The sequence below is a fragment of the Pseudomonas sp. PD9R genome, from assembly GCF_019200975.1.
GTDB lineage: Bacteria > Pseudomonadota > Gammaproteobacteria > Pseudomonadales > Pseudomonadaceae > Aquipseudomonas.
Genome location: NZ_JAHTMR010000004.1, coordinates 363,125 through 376,307 on the forward strand (window position 1 = coordinate 363,125; position 13,183 = coordinate 376,307).

Below are 13,183 nucleotides of genomic sequence, written 5' to 3' on the forward strand. Positions count from 1 at the left end.
GGGTCTCATTATCAAACGACGACACGATCACGCCAGCTTATACCTTCGAGTGTGCCGATAGCAGGTTGATACTCACACCCAACCCACCCTGTATAAGAATGTGAATTTACCAAATCAAGAACTCTAGCTAGGTTCAAATTACCGATATTTGGCTCATGCCGTCCTGGGTATCCGGCAATCTGTAAATGGTCGGATTGAGGAAGAAGGAGATCGAGGCAAGCAAGAGGATCCAACCGTTCCATCGCTGCATGATAAAGATCCAAGATCAGGCCTAGTCCTTCAAGTCTCTGCGTCCAACTGACGGCTCCCGCCAGTGTCCGAATGAAATAGCCTGGCACTGAATTTTGATTGATGGCTTCAATCACCACCTTTACGCCATGACGGCCAGCCTCCTCGATGGCCCAGCGCATGTTGTCGTCAAACTGCCCCCCCGATACAGCGTAATTTTTCTGCTCAACCACTCCAGATAGCACGTGAAGCAGTGGACTTCGTCCTTCGACGGCATACTCAAGTCCCAGGTTAAAATCCTCACGAAAGTCCCTTGCCATTCCGGACTGAGCAGCTAGCCCTTTACTACCAGGTCGTAGAGGAACTGTTGCCAATACTTGTTGAAGGCCTGTGCGACGTAAAGTTCCAGCTATTTTTGCTGCCGCCATGTCGCGAGGAAAACTGAACTCAACAGCCTCAAAGCCAGCGTCCCGTGCGGCGCTAAATCGATCCTGGAAAGACCATTCGGTAAAGAGCAAGGTTAGGTTCGCTGCATATTTGATCATTGAGTTAATCAAGCCATCGTGTTTTAGATGCACAACGAGTGCGGATTCAGCGCTGCTGAATCCGCACTCGTATTTGGAAATTACGCTGTTGCAGGAAAAGATTTTGGCTTGAGCAAAAAGTGCGCCAGTGCCGGAACCAGTACCAGCGCGCCCACCATGTTCCAGATGAACATGAACCCGAGCAAGATGCCCATATCAGCTTGGAACTTGATAGGTGACAGCACCCAGGTGAGGACGGCAATGCCCAGCGTGATCCCGGTCATCACCACCACTTTCCCCGTGGAAAGCAGGGCCAGGTAGTAAGCATCCGACAGGCTTGAGCCATTTCGCAGATTGGTGAGTGTTACGCTGAGGATGTACAACGCGTAGTCCACACCAATACCCACCCCCAACGCGATCACGGGCAACGTCGCGACCTTCACGCCGATGTGCAGTCCCACCATCAAGGCTTCACACAGAATGGAAGTCAGCATCAGCGGCAGTACCGTGCACACGACCGCACGCCAGGATCTGAACGTAATGAAGCACAGCGCGATGACGGCCGCGTACACCATGAACAGCATCTGCACGTTCGAACGCTTCACCACGATATTGGTAGCCGCTTCGATGCCGGCATTGCCTGCCGCATTGAGGAACTGGATCTGATCCGAGTTATGGGTCGCCGCGAACTGCTCGACGGTCTGAACCACGCTGGTGAGCGTGTCTGCCTTGTGATCCTTCAGATAGACATACACCGTCAGCAGATCGCAATTCTGGTTGAATAGCTCTCGCGGCGCTCGGGTGATGATTGCATTCAACAATCCCTGGTTACGGGGTATCTCGTACCAGGTCATGCTGCCTTCATTCATGCCGGCAGCTGCCTGCTTACTCAGCGCCGCTAAAGACGTCGTGGATACCACACCCGGCAACTGCTGAAGCTGCGCTTCCAGCGCATCGACTGACACCAAGGTTTGGTAATTGGCGCAGTAGTACTGGGGCGTTTTCACCATTACTACATACTTGTCACTGCTGGCGGAAAAGTTACTAACCATGAAGCGGTTATCGCTGTTGTAACGCGATTCAGGACGCAGTTCCGGTGCCCCAGGATTCAGATCGCCAATCTTCACATGAAGGCTCACCGCAAAACCTGCCACTCCTAGAATCACGGCGACAATGATTGCTCCGCTGGCCCATTTACGTTCGGTGAATCGATCCAGAAAAGCCCAAAATGGATGGCGGGTGTGATGAGTATCTAGCTGCGAGAACTCGTCGTTCGCCGCTTCACGCTGTGCAGCGGCTTTGCTGACACCAGTGTATGACAACAGAATCGGTAGCAGAATCAAGTTTGTGAAGATCAGCGTCAGAACACCAATCGTCGCGGCAACAGCTAGATCCTGAATGACTGGAATTTTGATGATCATCAACACGGCAAAACCTACGGCGTCCGCCACCAGTGCCATCAGCCCAGTCAAAAACAGCCGGCGAAAGGTGAAACGTGCGGCCACAAGCTTGTCGGCTCCGCGCCCAATGTCCTGCATGATACCGTTCATTTTCTGGGCGCCATGACTCAATCCGATCGCAAACACCAGGAACGGGACGAGGATCGAGTATGGATCGAGATCAAACCCCAAGGTGGGCAGTAATCCCAGCAACCAAACAACCGCGATAATCGAGCACAGCAACACCAACAATGTGCTGCGTACGCAACGGGTGTACCAGAACAGCACGATGCCGCAAATTATCAATGTCGCGGCGAAGAACAGCTGCATCTGCCGCATGCCGTCAATCAGATCGCCCACCACTTTGGCAAAGCCAGTGATGTGTATTTTGATGTTATCGGTTTCGTACTTGGCTCGGATCTGTTCGAGCTGGCCGGAAAGAGCGTTGTAGTCCAGAGGTTTGCCGTCGTCCGACGTAATGTCCTGAAGAGGTAACAGTACGATGCTGGATTTGAAATTGGAGGCTACAAGCCGACCTACTTCGCCCGACCGATCAACGTTTTGCCGAACCTGATCAAGACTCTTGGCAGAGCCATCGTAATCGTCAGGTATGACTGGCCCGCCATCGAAACCCTCTTCAGTCACGCCGATCCAACGAGTTGCCGGAGTCCACAAAGACTTCATGTATGAGCGGTCGACGCCGGGGAGTAGAAACACCTCATCGTTGATTTTTTTGACCGTCTCGAGGTAGGCAGCATCAAAAATACTGCCTTGTTTGGCCTCAACCGCAATCCTCAAAGTGTTGCCACCCTCCCCCAACTGCCCCCGGTTTTTCAGGTAGTTCTGCACATATGGGTGATCTGTCGGGATCATTTTTTCGAAGGCGGCATTAAGCTTCAGGCTCAATGCCTGATAACCCAGTATCAAACTGAGCAACACGCAAATGCCCAAAATGATGCTGCGATGATTGAATAGAAGCCTTTCAACCAAGGTGCCAGACGAAGGATCGAAAGCATCTGGCTGAGGGATGGTGTGATGCTCCGCAGAACGTGTATAGCTATTCATTGATCGTGCTCCGGCAAGTCCACTGCAACTGCGGACGAAAGCATGCCGCGCGCACTACTGATGATCAGGTTGCCGTTCGCGGCTTGTGCCATGCCTGTGAAATAACTGGGTTGAGCAATTTGGAGGACAGCTGCTTTGGCATTGCCATCTGCGAATCGCAACACTCTTCCCGACTCATCGGTGAGCAGCACCGATCCATCGGCAAGACGCAACCCACTGGTCAAAGTGACGGGCTGTAAGGTGTCGAGGGGCTGCCAAGTATCGCCGCGATTCTTAGACTCAAATGCTTTGCCGCGAAGCCCAAATGCCACAATGGAATTGCTGTTTGTCGCTTGGAGCCCGAAGGTCGTTCCCTCGTAAGGTGATGTCAGCGGCTCGAAGGTTTTTCCCTCGTCACTTGACCGCAACAGAGTGCCCTGTTCGCCGGCAATGAAGAGATCCCCTCCCACCCGTTCGATGCTGTAGAGATGCAATCCGTTTGGGTTATCGATACGAGAACGGATCGACTGCCAGCTGAGCCCGCCATCATGGGTGACAAACGCCAGACCGTAAGCGCCCACCACCAGTCCGTTTTTGGCGTCCAGAAAGAGCGTATCGAGCAGCGGTTTGTCGGGGCCATCGTCCACGAGTTGCTGTGCTTGAGCTAAACGCTCTTGCATCTTTTCAGCGTCGTCGGAACCTTCAGTTGCCTGCTTGGCTTCCTGGAGTTCGATTTCGGCCGCTTGGACGCCATCCAGTTGCTTGTTCCAGCTCAGTCCGCCATCGCGAGTGTGTAGAACGACGCCAGCATGCCCGACGGCCCATCCTTCGACATCGTCGATGAACCGAACCTTGACCAGCGTCACGCTGACAGGGGAACCAACTTGTGACCAGCTAACGCCATTGTCATCGGAAACAATGATGAACCCGCGCTCGCCCACAGCTACCAAGCGATGCCCAGCCCGCGCAACGCTGAGCATGACCGATTGAGCCGCCATTGAACTGATTATCGATGGCTGCATTGGCAAGCCATCGGTTTGTGCGGATGCTGAAGTGCTCAGGAACGCCGCCACGACCGACGCGCCCAACAACAGTGCCTTGAGCGGAAGACCTGAGTTTAACCTTAGTGTTTGATTACTCATTTGTGAGCCTCGATGATGCGTTTCCTTGGACACCGCGTCAGTGACCCAGCGTCCAAGTAACCCATGTGTGAATTAGCTGTTTCGAGGCTCAGCGCACTGACCCTGACGCTACCGAGTTACCGGTAAAGAAGTTCTCGGGCTTGCGCGGAATTACGCTATAGGTTTCGCCGTTGAGGCTTTGCACGACGCTGTACGTCTTGGCTTGCAGGTTGTAGATCACCACCGGTTTTACTACTACTGCTGGGATCGAAGGGACAACAAAGGGAAGCACTTGGGAGACGCGCCACAGTTTGCCCTCGGCGTCGTAGCCATCCGCCAGAGAGACCGTCCAACTATCTTCATCGATGAAGAATTTGCGTTTAGGTACTGCATGGCGCTTGCCTGGTGCAACAGTGGCCTCAAGCTCCCAAACACGATGGAGTTCCCAGCGCACCTTGTCTGGATTGAGGTGGTTAGCCACGAAAGCGTCGTCACGTTTTTCGGCATTGAACTTGTTGTCGTTGTACGGGATGTACATTTCTTTTTTGCCAACGAGCTTCCAGTCATAGCGATCCGGATGGCCGATGAAGCCATGCACTTCATCAAAGTAGTTAGCTCCCGACGCTACAAAATCGGGTGTGTCATAGCCGACAGTGGGAGCACGGCGCACTCGGCGCTGGCCTACCAAATACTGCCAGGCCTCACGTGGTTCTTGCACATTGATACTGTCGTGAGTCACCAGCGACTCACCAGCCTTAAAGGGTGGCTCGTTGGTCAAAAAGCGCAACAGCGCATATTGTCCCGACCATTTATCTGCACTGCCGTCTTTGTAGTAATACGGATATTGCCAATTTTCGACGCCACGGCTTGCGAGCGTACGGGTTCCGTCAGCATTACCAATGACGTTGGCATACCCCATCTGAATGGATTCTGCCTCTACGCGCAGCAGAAAATTCCAGATGACCTCATTACCTGTTTTCGGAATAGGAAACGGAATTCCGCCGTAACAGCCCTCTACTGACAAACCGTTGCTGGTCGTTTTGCAACGAGTCGCGTTGGCGAACGTGTTCTGATAAACGCTATCAGGTGCTGCGGCAGTACGGTGGGTCGGGTATACATCCAAATGGAAAGTATCGGGATATTTGGCCAGTAAGGCTTTCGTGCCTTCGCTCAACTTGTCCGCGTATTGCCCAGCGTTTTTGGCAGTTATCTGCAGCACCGGCTTCTCGCCTGGGAACGGATCCGCCGGCATATCGCCCAACTTTGCCCCTGCCACTTCCTTGGTCAACCCGCCTGTCCAGGCGGGGATGGAGCCGTCAGCATTTCCTGCTTTTTCGGCGCCCATGGGGGTCAATGTGGTCTTGAGCTTCGCCGCCTCTTCAGGGCTCACTGCCGCGAATGCGGTGCTGGCACACATTGAGATAGACAGGGTGGAAAGCAGCAGCAATTTAATTTTTGTCATTATCAGGGCCCGCCTTTACTTTGCTTAAAAGGTTCGCTGGATCGAGAACGCCACGAAGTCTCTGTCTTTCATGTTTTGCTGGTAGGTGAATGAGTTGGAGGAGTTGATGACAGGCCCCGCTTCGCCAAAGAAATTGGTGTAGCTCAGGGACGCATACCATTGCTTCTTGTAATCAGCCTTGAGACCTAGCGTCAGATCCCCACCATGCTCAGGGCCAAATGCTTGAGGTGTGACTGAAGAGCGCCCGGACGGGTTGTAGCCAATGGTGATTGGGGCTTGAACGTCGATCCCAGGAAAGACCTGGAAGTACTGAGGCTCAAAGGTGAACCGCAGTGCGAAGGCATCACGCGTTGTGTTGGGATCCAGCTGATCGGCATTCTTTGTCACACTCAACCGACGGTTGAATGCAAGCTCGCCGATGAATGAGGCACCATCCCAAAGTGCCGATCCGCCATACACATTGACCATCGACACTTGGGCATGCCACGAGCGACCAATGGGGTAAGCCGGGTTGGAATCGTTGTCAGATTCCAAGCCGGTAATAATCGTTCCACCAACACCTGCCAGCGGTGTATCGACCCGGATTGACGTCTCACCCGCAATGTTCGCTTCACCGACCAAGGTACTGAAACTTGCGCCAAATACCTTAATATCCTCGGGATAAACGTTGACGAAAGTGTCATCTGCTCCGGGCACCAAAGCTGCTGGTCGGAAGTAAAACACCGGAGTTTTTTCGTGGTACTTAGCCGCGTAGAGACCAAACTCCCAGTCTTCGATAGCAAATTTCAGTTGAGCGCCAAACTGGCCTGAATCCTTGGCTTCAATGTCCTTGCCGTGAAGTAGCGCACCCGTGGGGAAAAATACACGCTCGCCTCCTTCGCCGACAAAATCCGCGCCGCTGAAGTAGCTGCCCGCCGCAGGAAGACGAGTTTTGTTCCACTCAAATTGGTAGTAAGCGCCGACACTGACTGTATCGTTCAGCTGCCAGTTACCTGACACCTGTTTGGTGGGCATCAGGATCTCCTTGAACTGGGAACCGGGGACGGACTGAAGCTTCACCAGATCGACAGTGGACTGCGCGTTAGCGATACCGTTGGCCCCGAAAAATAGACTTTCGCCATAGATTTGCGTGAACTGCCCCAGCCGCCCAGACAACGAAGTGCTGCCGATCTCCTTAGAGCCGTAGACAAACGCATCGAGGATTTCGGTATTCTGTTCATGGATGCGGCGGGTGTCGCTGGTGAACTCATCGTGATCGACGCTCACGGAGTTGGCGGTACTAGGGGAGTCGTTATCATTGTCGTGGCTGTAAACAGTGTCGTACCAAGAAGCAGCACTGAGACGCGCGCCGACGTCCTTGTACTTGATGTCAAATTCGGACAAGACATCCAGGCGATTGGAGATGAGCCCGCGATCAAAATTTCGGTCGCCGTCGTCCAGGTTGGGATTACTGTTGGAAGTGCCTGGGCCAACCGCGACCTTGTGATCAAGTTTGTTTACACGCCAGGCGTTGCTGTACTTGATCGTGTTGTCCCAAGTCGCCGAAAGATCGGGGTTACCTGTGTCGATCTGAAAGGCTTGCGATGACGTTGAGAGGCTCAGCAATACCGTTGCGCTGACCGCGCAAGCAATGCTGGAAACCGGCAACGGGCAGAGCCGTTGGTTGGCTATTTTCATGAAGATGTTCCTGTTTTTTTGTTTTTGTAAAAGGTCATCAACTCGCAGCCTCAGCTGCGAATACTTCTGCGTACTGCATGACGCTCTCGGCTTCTTCCTTACCTACCGCTCCTGATGAGCAGCCAGCGCTTGCAAGCCGACCTCCACAAGGACGATGTCCAGCTGAGACATCAACCCGCTCACAGCAAACCCTCCTACGACCTCCCCATCGACAACGATCGGAAGCCCGCCTTCGATGGGAAAGACCCCGTGGATCATCGAAGCGCCAGATCTTCCTTCTGTGACCATGTCCTCAAAAAACTTCGTTGGTCGGCGTGTGACAGCTGCGCTGCGGGCTTTTTCAATGGCCGTTTGGACAGACGAGACGGATGCGCCATCAAGCTTTCTGAACGTCATGAGGCAGCCCGCCTCATCAACCACGGCCATGGAAACCTTCCAGCTTTCCCGGGTGGCTTTTTCCAAGGAGGCCACAAGCATCAATTCAGCGTCGTCCAACTCGAGTACCCGCTTCGTTTTCATGACGCACCTCTTGAGCCTATGGTTTGTGGTCAGCCTATGCGTGGAACAATCGTGCGTAAAAATATATTTACTGCATTACAAATCACTTTGTGCACAAAAAGTAATCCTGGGCAAATTCAAAGTCAAGGAGATTCTCGAGCGCAAGCATTTCCACGCATCGATACGGATGCACGCAAATAGGGCTGGTAAGGGGGCTCAAAGGGCGTAGAGCGCGTAAAGCAATGGGAGAGGGGAATTTGAAAGGGGGACAGCTAGCAGCTATAGGGCACACAGCGAGTCAATGTGGTTGAAACAATGGTCAGCAGATTTTCTGCTTGCCGCTCGCTGAAAATTATGAGCAATTCTGAAATTCATCCTTTGCACTAAATAAGGTTTTGCGCATAAAATTGATTTAGTGCAAATTTCAGGATGACTCCGACCATGATCACCTCACCCGGCAGTCCGCTGATCGATGTCGCGTTGACGAAGATGAAAAAAGCGATTGTTTGTTGCGAGCTGGCCCCGGGCGAAAAACTCAAAGTGGCCGAACTGTCTAAAACGTATGGGCTCAGTAGCTCCCCTATTCGTGAAGCCCTTAATCGCCTGACTCAGGACGGTGTCGTCGAGGCCAGCGATAACAAGGGATTCAGGGTCGCTCCGATTTCCACGACAGACTTTCGCGACATTACTCGATTGCGCTGCCTGCTCGAGTGCGAAGCGCTAAGCGATGCCATCCAGTATGGCGACGATGCTTGGGAAGCCGATGTACTGGGTGCATTTCACCGCCTGAATCTGATTGAGAAAAAACTCGGAAGCGGTGTGCTCGTACTCGATGATGAGTGGTCTATCCGGCATAAGGCTTTCCACTTTGCGCTGTTCGCGGCCTGCCCATCACCGTTGATGTTGAAGATGGTTGACTCCCTGTTCGACAGAGCAGAACGCTACAGACGCTTCTCAGCCAAGCAGCGGCAGACTCCAAGACACAAGGGAAATGAGCATCAAGAGCTAATGGATGCTGCGCTTGCACGTGATTCAGACAAAGCGGTGACGCTCTTGCGCAATCACATCCAAGGCACTTTGGGCCGAACTGTCGAAGCTATCGAACGCCAACAAGCCACGCTCCAATAGCTGAATCGATAACCTGTCGACCTCCCATTCGGGGCGACACTCAATGCTCTCCGCGTCGAATTCAAGCTCCAAAAAGCCCTTCGCATCGCAACTGCTTTCATGGACAGTGCAATGCGAAGGGTCTACAGCCCCTTGCAGGTTTACGCCTGCGCAAACCTGATTGTCGTGTCGCAAGCTCCACCATTACTTTGCCTAGCCTGTTCAGGCTCCTTGCACCACAAGGCAAGCTCCATTCCCTCTAGCAGCTCCATCGCCCAGGCGACAGTGACCGCCCCGCCGTACACGTAGTGATCCGGCCGCACGATGACCACATTGCAGCCTCGGCACTCAAGCCATTGTGTCAGTACGCCGTCGACCTCTTCATAATCATCAACAGTGCGAGCTCCAGTCTGCTGAGGGGTGACCAATCGTACGACCTGGATGGGCAGACCTTTAAGGGATTGGCTGCTGCGCAGACACCTCAGTAACGCGCTAGCGTCGAATCCAGGCGCAACCACCACTCGGAAGGATTGCCCGGTAAATTCATCCAGCAGAGCTTTTTTACCCGTATGGTTGATGACCATTGGCTGAGGAAACAGCTCACCGGCAGGAGCGACTTGCGCGACAAAGCCTTGCGACAGCCCAGGAATCAGCGATTGCCTGATGGTGCCTCCCGGATTTTCCGTCATCTGCTGGATCAATCGCGCATCCCGGATCGCTGCTCTCTCATTATCACGCTCACAGATCACACCACCAAACTCTTTGGCTGCCATGGTGGTTTGGCGGACATGTGGAATCCGTTCGGTTTGGTAGGTATTCAGGAAGGCCGGTGCTGCCAGACCTCCTTTTACCAGCGCTAGCTTCCAGACCAGGTTCAGCGCATCGCGGATTCCCTGACACATGCCTTGAGCCAGGAAGGGCGGCGTCATGTGTGCGGCATCCCCTAGAAAAAACACTCGATCGGACTTCCACTGTTCCAAAATCAGTGCATGGAATCGGTAAGCAGAAGCTCGCCAAAGCTGATAGTCGCCCTCAGGCAACCAACGGGAGATCAGTTTCTTGATCGCCTCTGGCTGGGAAATTTCCGTCGGTTGTTCATCAGGATTGATCATGAACTCCCAACGCCGATGTTGGCCCGGCCCGACGACAAAGGTGCAAGGTCTGGCCAGCTCGCAAAACTGCACATTCGTCTTTGGTAGATGTTCACCTGCACCTTCATTCAGGATCACGTCGACGACGAGCCACGGCTCATCGAAGGCGAGATCCTCCATTTTCAAACCTAGACGGGTTCGGATCGGGCTGGTGCCCCCATCACATGCCAAGACATATTCCGCAGTCACAGTGCGCTCGGCTCCATCCTTGGCTTGGATGCGAACATCAGCTTGTACGCCTGTGGAATTAACCGATAAAACCTCCGAACCGAGCTCTACCGTTACAGACTCGAAGTCCGAAATTTTATGGCGCAGCGCACGCTCTACAGGTGGCTGCGAGAATACGTAGTTTGGTGCCCAACCCAACGGAAATGGAGGTTTGGCGGCATCAATGCGTTTGATCAGCTGAGAACCGGTAGTGCGGTACTCCGAGGGACGATAAGGCATGACATGTTCGGCAATGTCATCGGCCAAGCCAATGTTGCCGAAGACACGCATCACCTCGTGGTCAAAACCCATAGCCCTTGGATTGGTGTACACCGTTTCGGACTTGTCCACTACGAGAGCATTCAGCCCCCACATGCCGGCGAGATTCGCGCACAGAGCACCGACCGGCCCCATTCCAACAATGATGACATCGTAGTCCATCGTCTACTCCGCTTTTTGTTTTTATCTATCGCAACGTCTGGCCGATGAACTGACTTTCACACGCTCACCCACCAGACCTCGGCATCCAACAATCAGAACAGCCTAATGGCCCTTCCCTACACGACTAACCGATTCGAATCCGTTGCTCTTCGATCTTCGCCCGAATGGAATCCATCCATTGCTCTCGCGTCTGGAAGCCGGGGCGTCGCTTACACATGGCTTCGGTCTGGGCCAGGATGACCTCAGTCGGCAACTCAAGATCAAGGGGCTCTTTGCAAGGTTGAGCGGTGTAAAACGGCGCATCGACATACATTTCGATGGGGTTGCCTTCAGGGTCTTTGAAGTACATAGACCATGCATTGCCGTGATCCACCTGAGCAATCCCTTCAATGCCGCTCTTTTTAGCAAATTGATAGTAGGCCTTCAGGTCATCCAGAGAGTTCAGCAGAAACGAAAGCTGGTTGATCGGATTGAATGGTAGGTCGACAGGTTTGCCGTCAAAGAGCACCACCTGGTGATGCAATTCGGGGTTCTGAGTCATAAAAAACAGCCGATGCCCCGTAGAAGCGACACCTTTGTCACTGACGATGAAGCCCAGGGTACGGCAGTAAAAATCGACCATAAGATCAAGGTCTGCGCAAAACACGCCGGTGTGGGTGAAATTGATAGTGGGCAGTGCGGGCATATGGAACCTCCAGTTTTTATGATTGTGTAGAGGACAACGCTTAGGCTTCGTCAATAACGCCGTTCGATAGCGTTCCGATCTCCGTGATGATCACTTCAAAAACATCACCGGGTTTCAGGAAGATTGGAGGCTTCCTCTTGAAGCCAATCCCGCTTGGCGTTCCGGTTGCCAAAATGTCTCCCGGGTTCCAGGGAAGTGCCTTCGATACATAAGAAATCAAATGGGGAATGTCAAAAGCCAACTCCGAAAGACTGCCTTCCTGCAACTGCTCGCCATTGAGTACTCCGCGCACTACCAGCTTACGGTAATCGGGAATTTCTGAAGCCGGAATCAGCCATGGGCCTAGCGCACCGGTTTTCCTGAAGGTCTTGCCCATACCGTACTGGTGCGTATGGAACTGCCAGTCGCGAACGCTGGCGTCGTTGAAGCAGGTGTAACCGGCAACGTGATCCATCGCATCTTTCGGATCGATGTGCGCGCCGCCTTTTCCGATCACAACGGCCAACTCTGCTTCGAAATCAAATTGCTCTGAAACCTGAGGTCTTACCAGTGGCTCTCCATGGGGAAGCAAGGTTTCGGCAAAACGCTGAAAAATCACCGGAAACTCTCCAACCTTTCTGCCGGCCTCTTCCGCGTGAGCGACATAGTTAATGCCGACGCAAATGACCTTACCGGGATTCGGTATGACGGCTTCCAGCTCGACACTTGAAAAGGGGTAATCGGGCTGCGCTGCTTCTACCATCTGCCGAGCCTCCTGCATCATCGTCGGCTCCGCCAGAAAAGAGGCGAGATCCGGAACCTGTACAAAACGACGAGTCAGCTCGACCACCCCATCGCCGGACACGGCGCCGAAATGGGCCTTTCCCTCTTTGCGGTACGAAATCAGCTTCATGTTCTTCTCCTATTTTTATGCACAAAAACTAACTTCTTGCACCATACATCATTAAATGCATAATGCAAAAGGCCGGTTTAAAAAATAGCGAGCCACTTGAGGCTCTCGGTTCTGGAGGTTAGGTATGCCGCTTGTGATGGTTCGTAAGGTCAAACTGGACGTCGAAGAAGTATTCCACGAAGGCGGGCCCCGCTCGTCCGTTCCGCTCAGGATTGCTGTGGCCACTGCCGTGGTTACCAATCCTTACGCAGGCCGATATGTCGAAGACCTGTTGCCGTTTATGCAGGAATTGCGAGCTTTAGGAGCAGAGCTGTCCGAGCAACTGATCCATGCGCTTGGTGGTGCAAAGCAGGTACAAGCCTATGGCAAGGGTGCAATCGTCGGCGAAGACGGCGAGTTGGAACACGGAGCTGTCTGGCATGAAGCCGGTGGCTGGGCAATGCGCGAAGCCCTCGGTAACCCGAAGGCGATCGTGCCGGCGGCGAAGACCATCGGTGGCCCAGGTTGCCGGGTGATGATCCCTCTGGGCCATACACAGGCTGCTTATGTTCGTAGCCACTTCGGTGTGGCTGAAATGACCGTATGGGACGGCCCTCGCCGTGGCGAAATCGCCTTTGGTTTAGCTATGGCTACAGGCGGCCGGATACATGCACGATTGGGCGGTCTAGCGGCCTCCGATGTGAAGGGCGAAGACGGACTGCGCTAGT

11 protein-coding genes are annotated in these 13,183 nt (G+C 53.5%); 2 read left to right on the forward strand and 9 right to left on the reverse strand.

Going from position 1 to position 13,183, the window contains the following annotated elements; all coding sequences use genetic code 11:
- Positions 1-11: 11 nt before the first annotated feature.
- The 6 genes from KUF73_RS11705 to KUF73_RS11730 form a co-directional block, all read right to left on the reverse strand.
- Positions 12-773 carry a hydroxypyruvate isomerase family protein gene (locus tag KUF73_RS11705; protein ID WP_218438193.1) on the reverse strand — a complete coding sequence of 254 codons (762 nt, stop codon included), beginning with the start codon at positions 771-773 and terminating at the stop codon, positions 12-14.
- Positions 774-853: 80 nt separating this feature from the next.
- Positions 854-3,256, reverse strand: coding sequence for an RND family transporter (locus KUF73_RS11710; RefSeq protein ID WP_218438194.1), 2,403 nt, complete (start codon positions 3,254-3,256; stop codon positions 854-856).
- Entirely contained in the window at positions 3,253-4,377 is a 1,125-nt protein-coding gene (locus KUF73_RS11715; protein WP_218438195.1) for a YCF48-related protein, read from the reverse strand. Before KUF73_RS11715 ends, KUF73_RS11710 begins: the two co-directional genes overlap by 4 nt.
- An 88-nt stretch (positions 4,378-4,465) precedes the next feature.
- A complete protein-coding gene (locus KUF73_RS11720; RefSeq protein WP_218438196.1) occupies positions 4,466-5,818 on the reverse strand; it encodes a DUF1329 domain-containing protein in 1,353 nt (450 codons plus the stop codon).
- Positions 5,819-5,842: 24 nt separating this feature from the next.
- Positions 5,843-7,495, reverse strand: a complete 1,653-nt coding sequence (locus tag KUF73_RS11725) for a DUF1302 domain-containing protein (protein ID WP_218438197.1) — start codon at positions 7,493-7,495, stop codon at positions 5,843-5,845.
- A 102-nt stretch (positions 7,496-7,597) separates the two neighbouring features.
- Positions 7,598-8,014 carry a heme-binding protein gene (locus KUF73_RS11730; protein ID WP_218438198.1) on the reverse strand — a complete coding sequence of 139 codons (417 nt, stop codon included), beginning with the start codon at positions 8,012-8,014 and terminating at the stop codon, positions 7,598-7,600.
- Positions 8,015-8,434: 420 nt separating this feature from the next.
- On the opposite strand from KUF73_RS11730, the gene KUF73_RS11735 reads away from it, so the two are divergent.
- Positions 8,435-9,121: a GntR family transcriptional regulator gene (locus KUF73_RS11735; protein ID WP_116264904.1), complete on the forward strand. Its 687-nt coding sequence runs from the start codon at positions 8,435-8,437 to the stop codon at positions 9,119-9,121.
- Between the two features lie 140 nt (positions 9,122-9,261).
- Here the strand turns inward: KUF73_RS11735 and KUF73_RS11740 are convergent, their stop codons facing one another.
- From KUF73_RS11740 to KUF73_RS11750, 3 genes are all read right to left on the reverse strand, one after another.
- Positions 9,262-10,899, reverse strand: coding sequence for a bifunctional 3-(3-hydroxy-phenyl)propionate/3-hydroxycinnamic acid hydroxylase (locus KUF73_RS11740; protein WP_218438199.1), 1,638 nt, complete (start codon positions 10,897-10,899; stop codon positions 9,262-9,264).
- 124 nt (positions 10,900-11,023) lie between these two features.
- Positions 11,024-11,584: a VOC family protein gene (locus KUF73_RS11745; RefSeq protein WP_218438200.1), complete on the reverse strand. Its 561-nt coding sequence runs from the start codon at positions 11,582-11,584 to the stop codon at positions 11,024-11,026.
- 40 nt (positions 11,585-11,624) lie between these two features.
- Positions 11,625-12,476: a fumarylacetoacetate hydrolase family protein gene (locus KUF73_RS11750; protein ID WP_218438201.1), complete on the reverse strand. Its 852-nt coding sequence runs from the start codon at positions 12,474-12,476 to the stop codon at positions 11,625-11,627.
- A gap of 124 nt (positions 12,477-12,600) precedes the next feature.
- Between KUF73_RS11750 and KUF73_RS11755 the strand changes: the two genes are divergently transcribed.
- Positions 12,601-13,182 carry an amino acid synthesis family protein gene (locus tag KUF73_RS11755; protein ID WP_218438202.1) on the forward strand — a complete coding sequence of 194 codons (582 nt, stop codon included), beginning with the start codon at positions 12,601-12,603 and terminating at the stop codon, positions 13,180-13,182.
- Position 13,183 lies beyond the last annotated feature (1 nt).

Bases quoted from the DNA above. Each gene is read 5' to 3' on its own strand.
- KUF73_RS11705 (WP_218438193.1), bottom strand. From the start codon at position 773: ATGATCAAATATGCAGCGAACCTAACCTTGCTCTTTACCGAATGGTCT.
- KUF73_RS11710 (WP_218438194.1), bottom strand. From the start codon at position 3,256: ATGAATAGCTATACACGTTCTGCGGAGCATCACACCATCCCTCAGCCA.
- KUF73_RS11715 (WP_218438195.1), bottom strand. From the start codon at position 4,377: ATGAGTAATCAAACACTAAGGTTAAACTCAGGTCTTCCGCTCAAGGCA.
- KUF73_RS11720 (WP_218438196.1), bottom strand. From the start codon at position 5,818: ATGACAAAAATTAAATTGCTGCTGCTTTCCACCCTGTCTATCTCAATG.
- KUF73_RS11725 (WP_218438197.1), bottom strand. From the start codon at position 7,495: ATGAAAATAGCCAACCAACGGCTCTGCCCGTTGCCGGTTTCCAGCATT.
- KUF73_RS11730 (WP_218438198.1), bottom strand. From the start codon at position 8,014: ATGAAAACGAAGCGGGTACTCGAGTTGGACGACGCTGAATTGATGCTT.
- KUF73_RS11735 (WP_116264904.1), top strand. From the start codon at position 8,435: ATGATCACCTCACCCGGCAGTCCGCTGATCGATGTCGCGTTGACGAAG.
- KUF73_RS11740 (WP_218438199.1), bottom strand. From the start codon at position 10,899: ATGGACTACGATGTCATCATTGTTGGAATGGGGCCGGTCGGTGCTCTG.
- KUF73_RS11745 (WP_218438200.1), bottom strand. From the start codon at position 11,584: ATGCCCGCACTGCCCACTATCAATTTCACCCACACCGGCGTGTTTTGC.
- KUF73_RS11750 (WP_218438201.1), bottom strand. From the start codon at position 12,476: ATGAAGCTGATTTCGTACCGCAAAGAGGGAAAGGCCCATTTCGGCGCC.
- KUF73_RS11755 (WP_218438202.1), top strand. From the start codon at position 12,601: ATGCCGCTTGTGATGGTTCGTAAGGTCAAACTGGACGTCGAAGAAGTA.